The organism is Frigoribacterium sp. CFBP 13605, from assembly GCF_014839405.1.
GTDB lineage: Bacteria > Actinomycetota > Actinomycetes > Actinomycetales > Microbacteriaceae > Frigoribacterium.
Genome location: NZ_JACYNS010000013.1, coordinates 1 through 17117, shown reverse-complemented (window position 1 = coordinate 17117; position 17117 = coordinate 1). Strand labels below are relative to the sequence as shown.

Sequence of the window (17117 nt, the reverse complement as noted above, 5' to 3'; positions counted from 1 at the left end):
GCAGGGGGCGGCGGAGCGGAACACGCGGGCGGACGGCGCGCGACAGGGGCCGAGGCGATGCGGCCACACGGCGGACGCGACCGCCGGCCGGACGCGTGAAGTCGGCAACTCAGGGGAACGACGCCGGAACGCGCGCGACGTGCCCCGGAGCACGCCGATTTCCTGAGTTGCCGACGATGCTCGCGCCGGGCGGGCGGGCTGGCAGAGCTGGCGGGGCTACGGGGTGGGAGCGGACGAGGGGACGGGGGCCTAGGCGCGAGCAGGAGGCGGGGGCGAGAGCAGGAGGCGCGGGCGAGGGGCCTACGCGAGAGCAGGAGGCGCGGCGGGGTCGACAGCGAGGCGCTTGCGTTCCGCAGGGGCCCGGCCGCGATCAGCACCGAGCGCCGGGGCAGATGCCACCTCGCCACCTCGGGCGGCACGTGACCTGGCAGGGAGGGGCGGCACGTGCCCCCGCAGGGACTCGAACCCTGACTGAAGCGATTTTAAGTCGCCTGCCTCTGCCGATTGGGCTACGGGGGCCCGAGCGACCAGCCTACGAGACGCGGACGCCCGCCACGCTGCAGGCAGCGGGCGGGCGTCTTGGACGTGCTCGAGGGTCGCTCGGAGGCGGGCACCCCGTCCGTCACCGCGGTCTCGCCGGTGATCTCCTACTTGGCGGCGGGCTTGCGCGCAGGCGCCTTGCGAGGAGTACCGGTCGCTGCCTCGCCGACCTCGGCCGTGCCCTTCTTGGCCGTTCCGTCGTCCTCGACCGGGTTCGCGTACGCGGGCCCCGCCTCGCCGGCGGGCTGGCCGGCACCGACGGATGCGGGCGCGGGAGCCTCGGCGGGCGTCTCGACAGCCGCCTTGGGACGCGAGGCGAACTCTTCGAAGGCCGCCCGGGGACGCTCACGGTTGTCGAGCGAGACGATGTCGCGTCCCAACCAGAAGTTGTTCCACCAACCGCCGACGACGCGGAACTTACGCTCGAAGGAGGGCATCGCCAGGCCGTGGTACCCGCGGTGGGCGGCCCAGGCCGGGAAGCCCTTCATGGCGAACTTGCCGCTCTGGAAGACGCCGACGTTCAGCCCCAGGCCGGCGACGGCTCCGAGGTTCTCGTGCTTGTAGTCGACGAGTCCCTCTCCGCGGAGCGAGGCGACAATGTTCTTCGCGAGACGCTTGCCCATGCGGACGGCGTGCTGGGCGTTCGGCACGCAGAAGCCGCCCACGCCCTTCCCGGTGAGGTCGGGGGTGGCGGCGACGTCACCACAGGCCCAGGCGTCGGGAACGACGGTCTCACCGTCGACGATGCGAAGGTCGGCCTTGACGGTGATGCGTCCGCGCTGTTCGAGCGGGAAGTCGGTGCCGCGGACCATCGGGTTGGCCATGACGCCGGCCGTCCAGACGATGAGGTCGGACTCGAACGACTCGCCCGTGGACAGTTCGATCTTCCCGCCGACCGCAGACTGCAGCTGCGTGTCGAGGTGGACCGTCGCGGCGCGTTCGGCGAGGTTCTTGAGCACCCAGTGGCTCGTCTCGAGCGAGACCTCGGGCATGATGCGGCCCATCGCCTCGACGAGGTGGAAGTGCGTGTCGTCGATGGTGAGGTCGGGGTAGTTCTTGAGCAGGTCGCTGGCGAAGCTGCGCAGCTCGGCGAAGACCTCGATGCCGGCGAAGCCACCGCCGACCACGACGACCGTGAGCAGGCGGTCGCGCTCGGGACCGGCCGGCAGGTTGGCGGCCTTCTGGAAGTTCGTGAGCACCTTGTCGCGGATCGCGGCGGCCTCTTCGATGGTCTTGAGGCCGATGGCCTCGTCGGCGACGCCCGGGATCGGGAAGGTGCGGGACACGGCGCCGGCCGTCATGACGATCTGGTCGTACTGCATCGTCCACGCGTCGCCCACCTCGGGCGTGATCGTGGCGGTCTTCGAGGCGTGGTCCACGCCGGTGACCTTGGCCGTGACGACGTTCGTCTTCTTGAGGTGGCGGCGGAGGGCGACGACCGCGTGGCGCGGCTCGATCGACCCGGCGGCGACCTCGGGCAGGAACGGCTGGTACGTCATGTAGGGCAGCGGGTCGACGATCGTGACCTCGGCCTCACCCGCGCGCAACCACTTCTCGAGCTTCCAGGCAGTGTAGAAGCCGGCGTAGCCGCCGCCGACGATCAGGATTTTGGGCACGGCGAATGTCTCCTTGAGATGGGGGTGTCGCAGACGACCTTACCCCGAGCGCCGCGCACGCCTGAACTGGCGGACCGCCCCGACGGCGACGAGGACGGCCGCTCCCCCGAAGACCGTGAGGACGATCAACGGGATGCCCGTCGACCTCATGGTCTCGACCGTGGGCAGCAGGACCGCCAACGGCTGACCCGGATCGGTCACCGGTGTCGGCACGGGGGCCTCGACGGTCGGGTTCGTCGCCTGCGCCGACGGCGCCGGCACGTCCGCCCGCCGGTGCACCCGAATCCACTCGGCCAGGTCGCCCATGGGGTTCTCGGCGACCGTCGGCACCGAGGCCGTGACGGCCGCGGCCGCGTCGACGAGGCCGTGCCCGTACAGCGGGTCGGGTGTCGTGGCGCCCTTCGGCGTGGCCGTCGCGACGACGCGGTTGATGACGTCGTCGGCGTCGAGCTCGGGATGGGCACTGCGCACGAGGGCGACGATGCCCGCCACGAGGGGCGTGGCACCGCTCGTGCCGCTCCAGCTGTAGTGGACGTCACCGGGACCGACACCCACGAGGTCCTCGCTCGGGGCGGCCACACCGATCGTGATGCCCTGGCTCGACGCGTCGAAGCTCGCCGTGCCCTGGCGATCCACGCCGGCGACGGTGAGGACGCCCGGCATGGTCGCGGGCGCGCCGACCTCGGTCGTGCCGCTGCCGCGGTTGCCGGCCGCCGCGACGACGACGACGTCGTGCTGCATGGCGTAGAGGAAGGCGTCGTCCCAGCTGGTCGGCCAGTCGAGCGTGTTGCGGGTCAGGGACATGTTGATGACGTCCGCCCCGGCCTCGACCGCCCAGCGCACCGCCCGGGCGATCTGGTCGTCGGAGTCCACCGCCGACGAGCCGAAGCCCACCGACACCGAGAGCAGGTCGGCCTCGGGCGCGACGCCGATCACGCCGTCGCCGGACCCGGTGCCACGGCCGGCGACCATCGATCCGACCAGCGTGCCGTGGTTCGGGTCGTCGCCGACGGGCGTCTGACCGTCGGCCGAGCCGAGCCCCGACACGTCGGTGCCGCCGACGACGACGCCCTGGAGTTCACGCACCGACGAATCGACGCCGGTGTCGATCACGGCCACGGTCGTCCCCGCCCCCCGTGTGGTTTGCCACGCCCGTTGGATGCCGTAGTCGGCGAGCCAGTACTCGGCATCGCGGACCTGGTCGGCCGATGCGGCCGACGCCGGCACGACGGCAGCGACGAGGGCCCCCAGCACGATCGCCACCACGAACCCCCCGGAACGGCGCACGCGCGTCAGGCTCCCCCACCGATCTCGGGCGAGGCGGCGGCCTGCTGGTCGTCGGCCAGGAAGTCGGGGCACCGGCACACGTCGGGACTCCACGACGCCCGCTCGAGGGCGAGGTCGCCGAAGGGGTTGACCCCCGGCCCGGCCGCCAGCGAGTGACCGACGAGGGCGTGCAGGCACTTGACCCGCTCGGGCATGCCACCCGCCGTGACGTGGTCGATCTCGTCCACGTGCTCGATGCCCTCGCGGTCGGCCAGGTACGCCTCGTGCGCGGCGTGGTAACGGCCTCGCAACTCGGGGTCGGACTCGAGGAGCTCGGTGAACTCGGCCATCACCCCGGTGGCCTCGAGGGTCGACACGGCAGCCGTGGCACCGGGGTGGCACAGGTAGTAGAGCGTGGGGAAGGGCGTGCCGTCGGTCAGCCGCGGTTTCGTCGCCACGACGGTGGGTGCGCCGCAGACGCAGCGCGCGGCGATGCCGATGACGTCGCGCGCGGGCCGCCCGAGCTGGGCGGTCACGACACGGACGTCGTGGTCGGTCACGGGGTCGAAGGGGGGCGTGGTCACGGCGTGCCACCTGTCTGCTCGGAGGTCGGGGCGGGCACCTGGCTGCCGCTGATGTCGGGGGCGACGAGTTCGGTCGCGGGCTCGTCGCTCAGCCCGGCGTCGAGCACCGAGGCCGTCATCGCCGCCACCCAGTCGACCTGGGGCGTCTGGAGCGAGTCGCTGATCGTCGTGCCGGTGCCCGGAGCCGTGCCGGGCGCCTGGGCCGCGTCGTCGCCCATCACGAGGTAGCTGTACTCACCCGGGTAGACGTAGAGAAGGCGGTCGCGTGCCTGGGCCTCGATGTACGCCGGATCGCTCCATCGCGCGACGTCTTCTTTCAACTCGTCGACGGACTGCTCTTGCTGCCGGACGTCGTCCTGGAGGGCCGCGATCTGTTGCTGCTGCTGCACCAGGGTGCGCAGCGAGGGCGCGAGGATGACGACGAACATGACCAGGATGACCAGCATGAGCACGCTGAACCCCGAGAACCGGATCGACCGCAGCCAGTGGCCCGTCGGCGTCTCGCCGGTCGGCAGGGTCACCGGCACACGGCGGTTCGCGGTCTCACGGGGCATGGGACGAGCCTAAAGGACGTCTCTGGGGAACGACGGAGGCCCGCCCCGCACGAGCAGGACGGGCCCCGAGGAGGCGCGGGTCGCGTCAGGCGGAGAAGCGCGGGAAAGCGCTGTACCCGGCGTAGACCGCGGCGTCGCCGAGCTCTTCCTCGATGCGGAGGAGCTGGTTGTACTTCGCCACGCGCTCGCTGCGGGCGGGGGCACCGGTCTTGATCTGGCCGGCGTCGGTCGCGACGGCGAGGTCGGCGATCGTGGTGTCCTCGGTCTCACCCGAACGGTGCGAGAGGACCGTCGTGTAGCCGCTGCGCTGGGCGAGCGCGACGGCGTCGAGCGATTCGGTCAGCGTGCCGATCTGGTTGACCTTCACGAGGATCGAGTTGGCAGCGCCGGCCTTGATGCCCTTGGCGAGTCGCTCGGGGTTCGTGACGAACAGGTCGTCGCCGACGATCTGCGTCTTCGAGCCGATCTCGCTCGTCAGGTGGGCCCAGCCCTCCCAGTCGTCCTCGTCGAGCGGGTCCTCGATGGTGACGAGGGGGTACGACGCGACGAGGTCGGCGTAGTAGTTCGCGAGGAAGGCCGAGTCGCGCTTCTCGCCCTCGAAGGTGTAGCTGCCGTCCGCGTAGAACTCGCTCGAGGCCACGTCGAGACCCAGGGCGAGGTCCTTGCCCGGGGTGAAGCCGGCCTTGGTGATGGCCTCGACGAGCAGGTCGAGCGCGGCGCGGTTGCTGTCGAGGTTCGGCGCGAAGCCACCCTCGTCGCCCAGACCGGTCGAGAGGCCCTTGGCCTTGAGCTCGCTCTTCAGGGCGTGGTACGTCTCGGCACCCCACTGCAGCGCCTCGGCGAACGAGGACGCGCCGACCGGCAGGATCATGAACTCCTGGATGTCGACGTTGCTGTCGGCGTGCGAACCGCCGTTGATGACGTTGAGCATGGGGACGGGCAGCGTGTGCGCGTTCGGCCCGCCGAGGTAGCGGAAGAGGGGCAGGTCGGCCGAGTCGGCCGCCGCCCGGGCCACGGCCAGCGAGACGCCGAGGATGGCGTTCGCGCCGAGACGCTTCTTGTTGTCGGTGCCGTCGAGTTCGATCATGGCCTGGTCGATCAGGCGCTGGTCGGTGGCGTCGAGCCCCTCGACCTCGGGGCCGATCTCGTCGATCACGGCGGCGACGGCCTTGAGCACGCCCTTGCCGAGGTAACGGCTCTTGTCGCCGTCACGCAGCTCGTAGGCCTCGAAGGCCCCGGTCGATGCACCCGAGGGGACGGCCGCACGCGACACCGTGCCGTCCTCGAGCAAGACCTCGACCTCGACGGTGGGGTTGCCCCGCGAGTCGAGGATTTCGCGGGCGCCTACGGCGTCGATTGCTGCCACTGGAGAGCTCCTTAGTAGTCGTTCGTCTGGGGACGCGAGGTCCGCGGCCCAGCTTAGCCGCGCCTCCTGCCCTGGTTCGTGGCGAGGAGCCGTCGGCGACGGTCAGCCGATCGTGCGGACCTCGAGGTCGGCGGCCGACTCGCCCCCGCGCACGGTGACGAAGCGGCCGAACCCCGCCGCGGCCAGCCCGTCGAGCTGGTTGGTGAAGTTCTTGGCCTTCTTCTCGAGGCGCACGCGCCGTTCGCCGCCCGCCAGCAACGCGCGCTGCAGGGCGAGCAGCTCGACCGGTTCGACCTTCTTGTCGTAGACCACCGCGAGCCCCTCGTCGCCGTCGGCCTCGAGGGTCACGAGGTCGACGAGGCGTTCGAAGCCGAGGGAGAAACCGGCCGCGGGCACGTCGCTGCCGAGGAAGCGTCCGATCATGCCGTCGTAGCGACCGCCGCCGCCGAGCGAATAGGGCACGTCCGGGTGGGCGATCTCGAAGATCGTGCCCGTGTAGTACCCCATGCCGCGGACCAGGGTCGGATCGAACTCGAGGGTGGAGCCCGGCAGCGCCTCGCGCAGCGCGACGAGGTCGGCGAACGCCGCACGGTCGAGCCACGGGACGTCCGTGGCCTCACCGGTGGCCCAGGAGGCGCCGGCCAGCTGGGTGAGCGCCTCGCCGAGACCCGGCGTGGTGACGCCGAGGTCGGCGAGTTCGGCGACGACGCCGTCGACGCCGATCTTGTCGAGTTTGTCGACGACGATCAGCGCCTGGTCGGTCAGCGCCTCGGGTACCGCCCAGTGGGCGAGCATCGCCAGCAGGATGCGGCGGTCGTTCACGCGGATCGTCGTGCCGGTGAGGCCGAGGGCGTCGAGCACGGCGGTCGTGGCCTGGATCAGTTCGATCTCGGCCAGCGGCCCGGCCTCTCCCAGGACGTCGATGTCGCACTGGACGAACTGGCGGTAGCGGCCCTTCTGCGGACGCTCGGCCCGCCACACCGGGGCGATCTGCACGGAGCGGAAGACCGTCGGCAACTCGGCTCGGTGCGACGCGTAGAAGCGCGCGAGCGGCACCGTCAGGTCGAAGCGGAGTCCGAGGTCGGCGAGTCCGAGCACGCTCTCGGCCGACCGCAGATCGTCGAGGTCGAGGCCCCGCCGGAGGACGGCGAAGACCTGCTTCTCGTTGTCGCCCCCGAGCCCGGAATGGAGGCGCGAGCTCTCTTCGACCACGGGCGTCTCGATCTCGTCGAAGCCGTAGGAGCGGTAGACGCCTCGGATGACCGAGAGCACGCCCTCGCGGCGCCTCTTGTCGGCGGGCAGGTGGTCGCGCATGCCGCGCGGCGGGTTGACGGGGGTCGGCATGAGGACATCATCCCAGAGACGCCGCACCCCTGACGTCGGTACCGACTTGCAGGCATGTCACATTCTACGTTATGGTTTTCTCGGGTGGTCGGCGCGAATCGGGTTGCGTGTCGGTCACACCACTCGGCCCTCCCTTCCCTGCGGTGAGGGCCCTGGCCGGGCCGGGCGCTGAGCGCTCGGCCCGGTTCAGCCCGACCCGACGCCCGCCGACACCATCAGGTTCCACCCACCCCGAGGCCGACGGCGAGCAGGGTCAGTGCTGAGGAACGCGCGAGACGAGGGTCTCGACGGCATGTTTGTACGCTGCGGACGCACGACGTCCGTCCCCCGAGACGATGGCGTCGTACTGCAGGCCGAACAACGCATCGACGAAGACCCGCGCCGCGACCTTGGCCTCGGCCGGCGCGACCCCGTTCGCCGAGACCCAGCCCGCCACGTGGTCGACCCATCGCCCGACCGCCCCGCGGGCCGTGCCGCCGACCTCGCCCGCCACGGTCTCGAGCAGGGCCGCCTCGAGCTCGAGGCGGTGCAGGTCCCGGCCCCGCTCGGTGGTGACCTCGTGCCAGACCCTGGCCAGGTGCTTGCCGAAGGCCTCGCGGTCGAGCTCGGAGACCGCGACCGACAGCAAGGCGTCGTTGCGGGCGACGACCGCGCGGACGATCTCGGCGATGAGCTCCGCCCGGTTGCCGAAGTGGTAGACGAAGACGTACGTGCTGACCCCCAGGGCCTCGGCCAGGGTGCGGAACGACACGGTGGCGAGGGAGCGACCCCGGAGGTGCTCGAGGATCTGGCCGAGGAGCTCGGGCTTGCGGGTGGGATCAGGCTTGCGAGGCATGGTGCCGCTCCTTCGTGCCGACGAGTCGTACTCGCCCTGCGCGGTCGCCGTCGTCGTAGTGGACCATAACAGACGTCTGTCGTGGCCGACCGGTCGGTCGACCGGCACCCGCGAGGCCCTCCGAGCACCCCGGGCGGGACGCCGAGTGGACCGACATGTCGGCTTTTGACATGTCAACACACATCCTCTACATTGAGGACACCACTCGGACCCCACCGGGTCGCTGCCCCTCGGGCCGACCCTCTGGTGGACGAGCGCCGGCCTCGCCACTCATTCGGGTTGAGCGGGCGACGCCGAGGTGCCCCCTCATTCGGGTTGAGGGGGCACCTGCTCGACGGGACGGCCCTCGATCGTGCCGCCTTCGATCGTGCCGCCTCCGGCCTGGGCGCCCTCGGGCTCCTCGCCTTCCGCCTGGCCGCCCTCGAGCTGCCCGCCTCCGGCCGGTTCGGCCTCGTCTCGCCGAAGCAGCATCTCGCGCTCGCGCACGGCGGCCCGAAGCGCGCGCTCGGCGTCCATGCCCCGATCGGTGGCCTCGTCGACCTGCGCGAGCAGCGATCGACCCCACGCGAGTTCGCGCGACTCGGCCCGGGCGTCCGTCGCCGCCGTGCCCGTCACCTCCGTCCCCGTCACCTCCGTGCCCGACGTCGTGGTCGGTGCGCGTACGGGCTCGGGGCGGACGCCACCTGCGGCAGCCCGTCGTGCATCGAGCTTCTGGGCGCGGGCGAGAGCGGGCTGTCCGACGGGGACGCCGTCGTAGGCACTCGTCCGCTGCGACTTCTCGCCGGCCTTCGCCGCCGACCAGAGTCGGACGATCTCGTCGACGTCGTCGGCCCGGTCGGCCCCGAACACGTGGGGGTGACGCCGCACGGTCTTCTCGGCGACGTCACGCACGACGTCGGCGAGGTCGAACGACCCCGAGGAGGCGCGGGCGGCGAGGGCCCCGTGCAGGACCACCTGGTAGAGCACGTCCCCGAGCTCCTCCCGGACGTCGTCCGAGGTGCCGTCCTCGATCGCCTCGACGAGCTCGTAGGTCTCTTCGACGAGGTAGGTCACCAGGGACCGTGGGGTCTGCGCACGGTTCCAGGCGCAGCCGCCCTCGTCGGCGAGGAGGGCGTCGACCACGCGGACGAGCTCGTCGAGCCGAGCGCCCGCCCCGGGTTCGGAGGCGCCCCGCGCCTCCTCGTCGTGGGCTCCGTCCGGGCGACCCGACACGGTCAGCTCGCCGCGGCCGTGTCGGTCGCCGGACGCGCGACCGGGGCCGCGTAGATCGCCGACAGCAGCTGCTCGACCCAGACGATCAACTCGTCGTCGCTCGGTGCCTGCCCGTGGGCTCGCGGCAGGGGCACGCTGACGGCGTTCGTCTGCGCGAACCACCGCGCACCCGGGTACATCCGCTGCAGACGGACCTGCATGCTGTCGGGCAGGTCGACGCCCGAGACCCGCAGGTTGCTGCCCATGACCACGACCTCGCTGAGGCCGGCCTTCTGGGCCGCCCGACGCAGGCGGGAGACCTCGATCAGCGCCAGCACGGGTGCCGGGGGCTCACCGTAACGGTCGGTGAGTTCGTCGAGCACCGAGTCGATCTGGTCGTCGGTGGAGGTGGGCGAGCTGGCCGTCGAGAGCTTCTGGTAGGCCTCGAGGCGCAGCCGCTCGCTCTCGACGTACTCTTCGGGGACGTGGGCGTCGACCGGGAGTTCGAGCCGGAGTTCGGTCTGCCCCTCGGCGACGTCCCCGCGGAAGGAACTGACGGCCTCACCGATCATGCGGAGGTAGAGGTCGAAACCGACCCCGGCGATGTGCCCCGACTGCTCTCCGCCGAGCAGGTTGCCGGCCCCACGGATCTCGAGGTCTTTCAAGGCGACCTGCATGCCCGCACCGAGCTCGTTGTTGGCGGCGATCGTCTCGAGCCGGTCTTGTGCGGTCTCGCTGAGCGGCTTGTCGGCGTCGTAGAGGAAGTACGCGTAGCCTCGCTCCCTTCCTCGACCCACCCGCCCACGCAGCTGGTGCAGCTGGCTCAGACCGTACTTGTCGGCCCGGTCGATGATCAACGTGTTGGCGTTGGCGATGTCGAGACCGGTCTCGATGATGGTGGTCGACACGAGGACGTCGAACTTGCGCTCCCAGAAATCGACCATCACCTGCTCGAGCGTCGACTCGGCCATCTGGCCGTGGGCGACGGCGACGCGGGCCTCGGGCACGAGCTCGGCGATCTGCGCCGCGATGCGGTTGATGCTCGACACGCGGTTGTGCACGTAGAACACCTGGCCCTCGCGCAGCAGCTCGCGCCGGATCGCGGCGGCTTTCTGCCGGTCGCTCTCGGGGCCCACGAAGGTGAGGATCGGGTGGCGGTCCTCGGGCGGGGTGGCCAGGGTCGACATCTCGCGGATGCCCGTGACGGCCATCTCGAGCGACCGCGGGATCGGGGTCGCCGACATGGCCAGGATGTCGACGTTGGTCTTGAGCTTCTTCAGGGCGTCCTTGTGTTCGACGCCGAAACGCTGCTCTTCGTCGATGATGACGAGGCCGACGTCCTTGTACGAGATGCCCTCGCTCAACAGTCGATGAGTACCGATGACCATGTCGACGGTGCCGTCGCCGAGCCCGGCGATCGTCTCCTTGGACTCTTTCGCCGACTGGAACCGGCTGAGGCTCCGGAGGTGCACGGGGAACCCGGCGAAGCGATCGCTGAAGGTGTCGAAGTGCTGTTTCACGAGCAGGGTCGTCGGGACGAGCATGACGACCTGCTTGCCGTCCTGGATGGCCTTGAACGCCGCTCGGACGGCGACCTCGGTCTTGCCGTAGCCGACGTCGCCCGAGAGCAGGCGGTCCATCGGGATCGGGCGCTCCATGTCGGCCTTGATCTCGTCGATGGTCGTGAGCTGGTCGGGGGTCTCGGCGAACGGGAACGCCTCTTCGAGCTCGCGCTGCCACGGGGTGTCGGGCGGGAACGCGTGGCCCTTGCTCGCCATGCGGGCCGAGTAGAGCTTGACCAACTCGACCGCGATGTCGCGGACGGCCTTGCGCGCCTTGCCCTTGGCGGCCGCCCAGTCCCCGCCGCCCATCTTGCTGAGCGTCGGGGCCTCGCCACCCACGTAGCGGCTGAGCAGGTCGAGCTGATCGGTCGGGACGTAGAGCTTGTCGCCGGGGTAACCGCGCTTCGAGGGCGCGTACTCGAGCACGAGGTACTCGCGAGAGTGCTTGACGGCGTTCTTGCCACCGCTCGACACCTCGCGGCTGGTGAGCTCGAGGAACTTGCCGATGCCGTGGGTCGAGTGCACGACGACGTCGCCCGGCTTGAGCTGGAGGGGATCGACGACGTTCTTGCGTCGGGTCGCGAGCTTCTTGACCTGCCGCGAGTCGTAGTTGGCCGAACGGCCGTAGAAGTCGGACTCGCCGAGGACGGCGATCTTGGACTCCATCAGTTCGAAACCGGCCTCGACACCACCGGCCACGAGGTGGACGACGCCGGGTTCGAGGGTCTCGGGCAGGCTCTCCTCGAGGCGGGCGGCGACCTCGCGCTCGGCGAGGACGTCTCGGGCCCGCTCGACGAGCCCCGTGCCGCGGGCCGTGACGACGACGGACCAGCCGTCGCGCACGCGCTCGACGACGTGCTCGAGCGCCCCCTCGGCGTGTCCGCTGAAACTCGGGACGACGGCCGCGTCCACGCGGACGTAGTCGCCGGCCGCGGCGACCGCCTCGTCGTCGGACAGGACCTCGCCCGAGTCGAAGCCGCTCATCGTGAACCAGGACCGGTCGCCCGCTGCGTCACGCAGGTCGCGGAGGCTGAGGAAGTCGCCCGAGTCGAGGTCGATGGGTGCCTCGGCACCGGCCGTCGCGGCGTTCCAGGCGGCCGACAGGAACTCGCGGTTCGTCTCGGCCAGGCTCTGGGCGCGCGACACGACCCGCTCGGGTGAGAGGACGACGATGGAGGCGCCGGCCGGCAGGTAGTGCGTCACCGGCACCAGCCGGTGCACGAGCGCGGGTGCCAGGCTCTCCATGCCCTCGACCGGGATGCCCTCGGCGATCTTCGCGAGCATCTGCGAGAGGCTGGGGAACTCGTGCTGCATCTCGCGAGCCCGTTGACGGACCGCCTCGGTGAGCAGCATCTCGCGACTCGGCGGCAGCTCGACCGACGTGACCTCGCCGTCCAGGCTTCGCTGGTCGGCCACGGAGAACCGACGGATCTGGTCGACCTCGTCGCCGAAGAAGTCGACGCGCACCGGGTGTTCGGCCGTGGGCGGGAACACGTCGAGGATGCCGCCGCGGACGGCGAACTCGCCACGGCGGGTGACCATGTCGACCCGGGCGTACGCCAGGTCGACGAGATGGACGGCGATGCCCGAGAGGTCGTGGCCGCGCTCGCCCACGGTGAGCCGCACGGGGTCGAGCTCGACGAGGTTGTCGCTGAGCGGCTGGAGGGCGGCGCGCACACCGGCGACGACGACGATGGGGCGGACGGAACCCGGCGCCTCGGCAGCTTCCTGCCGCCAGGTGGCGAGACGCCGCAGGGCGTGGATCCGCTTGCCGACCGTCTCGGCGCTGGGGCTGAGACGTTCGTGGGGCAGGGTCTCCCACGCGGGGAACTCGATGACCTCGGCCTCGGGCAGGTAGCTGGTGAGCGACCCCCGCACCGCCTCGGACTCCCGACCCGTGGCCGTGACGACCAGCATCGCCTGCGGACCCTCGCGACGGTCGAGCAGACCGGCCAGCAGGGGAACGCGGAGGCCGTCGACGACGGAGAAATCAGTGCTGCGTGCGGCCCGGTCGAGGGCGGCAGAGAACGTGGAGGCGCGCGAGAGCGCCTGGATCAAGCCCGCGAGTATCACCCGCACGATGTTACGCGGCACCACCGACACCGCGGTCGGGGTTCGCTGTCGGCGACACCGGGAGGCGCCCGGAGGTCGGTCACCGGCGGGACGGACCCGCTCGTCGCGGTCCGCGACTCGACCACGTCCGTGGTCGGTCGGGCTCGGGACGCGTCAGCTCTTTGCGGTGTGGAACTTCAGCTGCGCCGCGGTGAGCCCGTCGGTCGCGATCATCTCGACCGCGTCGGCCGCGTCGGCGACCAGGAACGGAAGTTCTTTGCGTTCGGTGGAGGAGAAGTCCTTGAGGACGAAGTCGGCGGCTGGCTGCCTGCCGGGCGGACGGCCGATGCCGACACGAACCCGGGTGAACTCGTTCGACCCCGTGGCGGCGATGATGTCGCGGATGCCGTTGTGGCCGCCGTGGCCGCCACCGTGCTTCAGCCGGACGACGTCGAAGTCGATGTCGAGCTCGTCGTGGACGACGATGAGCCGCGACACGTCGAGGTCGTAGTACTTCAACAGTGCCTGCGTCGGCCCGCCCGAGACGTTCATGAAGGTCGCGGGCCTGGCCAGCACGAAGCGAGGGCCGCCGGGAGCGGTGCGCCCCTCGGCGACCGTCGCGTTCGTGCGGTGGTTCTTGAACCCGGTGGAGAGTCGGTCGGCCAGTTCGGCCAGGACCATCTGCCCCACGTTGTGCCTGTTGCCGGCGTAGCCGGGCCCGGGGTTGCCGAGCCCGACCACGAGCCACTGGTCGTCGAGTGCCATCGTCGTGGTCGTCGTTCTCTCAGTGGGTCTGCGCCGACAGGGTGTTCGAGCTGCGTCGTGTTACTCGGAGCGCTCTTCGTCCTCGATGGACTCGACGTCGCCCTCGGCCTCGGCGGCCTCGCCGTCCTCGTCGGAGACCGCGTCGGTCGTCAGGTCGAGCTGGGGCACCGAGACGGCGAGCACGAGGGTCTCGGGCTCGCTGACCAGGGTCGCGCCCTTGGGCAGCACGAGGTCGGCGGCCGAGATCTGGGCGCCCTCTTCGAGGCCCTCGATCGAGACGACGACGTTCTGCGGGATGTGCGTGGCCTCGACCTCGAGCTCGACGGCGTTGAGCTCGACGACGTGGATCGTGCCGGGAGCCGACTCGCCCTCGACGTGCACGGGCACCTCGACGGTGACCTTCTCGCCCTGGCGGACGACGATGAGGTCGATGTGCTCGATGGTCTGCTTGACCGGGTCGCGCTGGATGTCCTTGACGAGGGCGAGCTGGTTCGTGCCCTCGATGTCGAGCGTGATGACGGCGTTGGCACGACGCGTGATCAGCATGGTCTCGTGACCGGGCAGCGTGACGTGCTGGGGGTCGGTGCCGTGGCCGTAGATGACCGCGGGGATCTGGTCCTTGGCACGGATCTTGCGGGCCGCGCCCTTGCCGAAGCTGGTGCGCACGAGGGCGCTGAGGTTGTTCTGGTCGGACATGTCGTCTCCTTGCAGGGGCCGTGACGGCCCGGGGGTGTGTGGTCGGTGTCAACTCGAACGCGAATCGCGTGAGGAAGGACCCGCAACCCGAGGGGTGCCGCCCGAGGGACGATCACCGCTGCACGAGTGGTGCGTGAGCACCGAGCGCCTGCCTACCGCGTCGATCACGGGTGCCGGAGCACCCCTCGCCGAGGTTCAGCTACCAAGGCTACACGTCGGCCGGGCGTGTCGCCAACCCGCGCCTCCTCGGCTCGTCCGTCCGCGAGGGCGCCCCCTCAGCGCCCGAGTCGGGCTCGTCAGTGCCCGAGTTCGCCTCGTCGCACGGCCCCGAGGTGGGCCGTCACGGCCGCCACGACGTCGTCGGGACCGGGCTCCACGTCGACCTCGAAACCGGCCTCGTCGTCGGTCAGCGGCTCAAGGGTGGCGAACTGCGACTCCATCAGGCCGGCCGGCATGAAGTGCCCCTTGCGCTCGCGCTGACGTCGGGCGACGAGGTCGCGCACGCCGGTCAGGTGCACGAACCGGAGGCGCGGGTCGCCCTCCCGCAGGACGTCGCGGTACGCCTTCTTCAGCGACGAGCAGGCGACGACCACCGAGTCGTCGCCCGCCGCGGCGATGCGGTCGGCGACGATGCGGAGCCACGGCCACCGGTCGTCGTCGTCGAGCGGCTGCCCGGCGGCCATCTTGAGCCGGTTGGCCTCGGGGTGCAGGTCGTCGGCGTCGACGAACGGGACGCCGAGGGTCTCGGCCAACAGCTCGCCCACGGTCGACTTGCCCGATCCGGAGACCCCCATCACGACGACGGGCGGGAAGGGAGCGGGGTGGGGCTGGTCGGTCACGGACGGCCTTCGATCGGGGAAACGGTTGCGTCAACCCTAGGCGAGCCGCCGTGGAGGGGTACGGACGGAGCCTGTCGGACGCTCGGCACCGAGGCATAGTCTGCGAACACCACCGACCGAGAAGGAGGCACCGTGACCGAACACGGAGCAGCATCGCAGTCCACCGCCCACGCGAACATCGGAGTCGTCGGCCTGGCCGTCATGGGCTCGAACCTGGCGCGCAACCTGGCCAGTCGCGAGGGCAACACGGTCGCCGTCTACAACCGCTCCCCCGAGCGCACCGACACCCTCATGGACGAGCACGGTGACGCCGGGTTCATCGCCTCGAAGTCGATCGAGGACTTCGCCGCATCCCTGCAGAAGCCGCGCACCGCGATCGTCATGGTGCAGGCCGGTCGGGGCACCGACGCCGTCATCAGCCAGCTCGCCGACGTGTTCGACGAGGGCGACATCATCGTCGACGGCGGCAACGCGAACTTCCAGGACACCCGCCGACGAGAGGCCGCCCTCAAGGAGCGCGGACTGAACTTCGTGGGCGCCGGCATCTCGGGCGGCGAGGAAGGCGCCCTGAAGGGGCCGTCCATCATGCCCGGCGGCTCGAAGGAGGCCTACGAGACACTCGGCCCGATCCTGGCGTCGATCGCCGCGGTGGCCGAGGGCGAGCCCTGCGTCACGCACGTCGGGGCCGACGGCGCGGGCCACTTCGTCAAGATGATCCACAACGGCATCGAATACGCCGACATGCAGCTCATCGCCGAGTCGTACGACCTGCTGCGCCGGGTGGGCGGCCACGAGCCCGCCGCCATCGCCTCGGTCTTCGAGGAGTGGAACAAGGGCGAGCTCGAGTCGTACCTGATCGAGATCACGGCCGAGGTGCTCCGCCAGACGGATGCCAAGACGGGCGGCCCGCTCGTCGACTCGATCGTCGACCAGGCCGGCTCCAAGGGCACGGGCGTCTGGACCGTGCAGAACAGCGTCGGGTTGGGCGTGCCGGTCGGTGGGATCGCCGAGGCCGTCTTCGCCCGCGCCGTGTCGTCGAAGCCCGCCCAGCGCTCGGCCGTGCAGAAGACCCTGCAGGGACGGCCCGAGATCCAGGAGGCCGGCGACGGCTTCGAGGACGACGTGCAGAAGGCGCTCTACGCCTCGAAGATCGTCGCCTACGCCCAGGGCTTCGACGCCATCATCGCCGGTGCCGACGAGTACGACTGGGACATCGACAAGGGCGCCATCGCCAAGATCTGGCGCGGCGGCTGCATCATCCGGGCACAGTTCCTCAACCGCATCGTCGACGCCTACGAGAAGGACGCGTCGATCGCGACCCTGCTCGAGGACGACTACTTCGCCGCGGCCGTCCGAGACGGCGAAGAGGCCTGGCGCCGCATCGTGGCCAAGGCGGCCCTCTCGGGCATCCCCGTGCCCGGGTTCGCCTCGGCCCTGTCGTACTACGACTCGCTCGCGTCCGAACGCCTGCCCGCCTCACTCATCCAGGGGCAGCGGGACTTCTTCGGGGCACACACCTATCAGCGCGTCGACGAGGAGGGCACGTTCCACACCCTCTGGTCGGGCGACCGGTCCGAGATCGAGACGGAGCCGTCGACCCACTGACGGGTGCAGGGGCGCTCACCGCGCCTCCTGCGTCCTGACGGGCGTGCCCGTCGATGCGGTGCCGCTGCGGCGGGCGGCATCGGGCACGCCCGTCCGTCGTTCCGCCGCAGCGGATCTCGGAGCTTCCGACGTCGACGTAGACAACTCAGGAGAACGGCCGCCGAATCGGCCCTTTGGAGGCGCGGCGCAGCCGAACTCCGGAGTTGCCGACATCGCACGGGCAGGTCGCGGGCCAGGCCGGCCGCTCGGGCCGGGCCGTGGCCTGCCGGTCGCGTGACCCAGGCGGCACGGGCCGGGCGGGC

The 17117-nt window shown here is 70.8% G+C and carries 13 protein-coding genes and 1 tRNA gene; 1 reads left to right on the top strand and 13 read right to left on the bottom strand.

Going from position 1 to position 17117, the window contains the following annotated elements:
• Nucleotides 1-445: 445 nt before the first annotated feature.
• The 13 genes from IFT36_RS05295 to IFT36_RS05235 form a co-directional block, all read right to left on the bottom strand.
• Nucleotides 446-519, bottom strand: a tRNA-Leu gene (locus tag IFT36_RS05295).
• A gap of 128 nt (nucleotides 520-647) precedes the next feature.
• Complete coding sequence (locus tag IFT36_RS05290) at nucleotides 648-2156, bottom strand: NAD(P)/FAD-dependent oxidoreductase (protein ID WP_173152865.1); 1509 nt, start codon at nucleotides 2154-2156, stop codon at nucleotides 648-650.
• A gap of 39 nt (nucleotides 2157-2195) precedes the next feature.
• Nucleotides 2196-3443 (bottom strand): S8 family serine peptidase, encoded by a 1248-nt coding sequence (locus IFT36_RS05285; RefSeq protein ID WP_307785030.1) that lies wholly within the window; start codon nucleotides 3441-3443, stop codon nucleotides 2196-2198.
• A gap of 5 nt (nucleotides 3444-3448) precedes the next feature.
• On the bottom strand, nucleotides 3449-4006 hold the full coding sequence (locus tag IFT36_RS05280; protein WP_200412594.1) for a DUF501 domain-containing protein: 558 nt from the start codon (nucleotides 4004-4006) through the stop codon (nucleotides 3449-3451).
• Nucleotides 4003-4560: an FtsB family cell division protein gene (locus IFT36_RS05275; protein ID WP_056048823.1), complete on the bottom strand. Its 558-nt coding sequence runs from the start codon at nucleotides 4558-4560 to the stop codon at nucleotides 4003-4005. The genes IFT36_RS05280 and IFT36_RS05275 overlap by 4 nt, the downstream gene beginning before the upstream one ends.
• An 85-nt stretch (nucleotides 4561-4645) precedes the next feature.
• Nucleotides 4646-5926: a phosphopyruvate hydratase gene (eno, locus tag IFT36_RS05270; RefSeq protein WP_056048826.1), complete on the bottom strand. Its 1281-nt coding sequence runs from the start codon at nucleotides 5924-5926 to the stop codon at nucleotides 4646-4648.
• 102 nt (nucleotides 5927-6028) lie between these two features.
• Nucleotides 6029-7270, bottom strand: a complete 1242-nt coding sequence (gene hisS, locus IFT36_RS05265) for a histidine--tRNA ligase (protein ID WP_159827144.1) — start codon at nucleotides 7268-7270, stop codon at nucleotides 6029-6031.
• Between the two features lie 253 nt (nucleotides 7271-7523).
• On the bottom strand, nucleotides 7524-8105 hold the full coding sequence (locus IFT36_RS05260) for a TetR/AcrR family transcriptional regulator (protein WP_200412593.1): 582 nt from the start codon (nucleotides 8103-8105) through the stop codon (nucleotides 7524-7526).
• 306 nt (nucleotides 8106-8411) lie between these two features.
• Entirely contained in the window at nucleotides 8412-9317 is a 906-nt protein-coding gene (locus tag IFT36_RS05255) for a MazG nucleotide pyrophosphohydrolase domain-containing protein (RefSeq protein ID WP_200412592.1), read from the bottom strand.
• Nucleotides 9318-9319: 2 nt separating this feature from the next.
• The gene (mfd, locus tag IFT36_RS05250) at nucleotides 9320-12931 is read right to left on the bottom strand and encodes a transcription-repair coupling factor (RefSeq protein ID WP_159827150.1); all 3612 of its coding nucleotides are present in this window, start codon (nucleotides 12929-12931) and stop codon (nucleotides 9320-9322) included.
• Nucleotides 12932-13084: 153 nt separating this feature from the next.
• Nucleotides 13085-13675, bottom strand: coding sequence for an aminoacyl-tRNA hydrolase (gene pth, locus IFT36_RS05245; RefSeq protein ID WP_123571603.1), 591 nt, complete (start codon nucleotides 13673-13675; stop codon nucleotides 13085-13087).
• 60 nt (nucleotides 13676-13735) lie between these two features.
• Nucleotides 13736-14371: a 50S ribosomal protein L25/general stress protein Ctc gene (locus IFT36_RS05240; RefSeq protein ID WP_056048841.1), complete on the bottom strand. Its 636-nt coding sequence runs from the start codon at nucleotides 14369-14371 to the stop codon at nucleotides 13736-13738.
• 296 nt (nucleotides 14372-14667) lie between these two features.
• Nucleotides 14668-15210, bottom strand: a complete 543-nt coding sequence (locus tag IFT36_RS05235; protein WP_236557034.1) for a gluconokinase — start codon at nucleotides 15208-15210, stop codon at nucleotides 14668-14670.
• Nucleotides 15211-15411: 201 nt separating this feature from the next.
• On the opposite strand from IFT36_RS05235, the gene gndA reads away from it, so the two are divergent.
• Nucleotides 15412-16815, top strand: coding sequence for an NADP-dependent phosphogluconate dehydrogenase (gene gndA / locus IFT36_RS05230; RefSeq protein ID WP_200412602.1), 1404 nt, complete (start codon nucleotides 15412-15414; stop codon nucleotides 16813-16815).
• The last annotated feature ends 302 nt before the right edge of the window (nucleotides 16816-17117 follow it).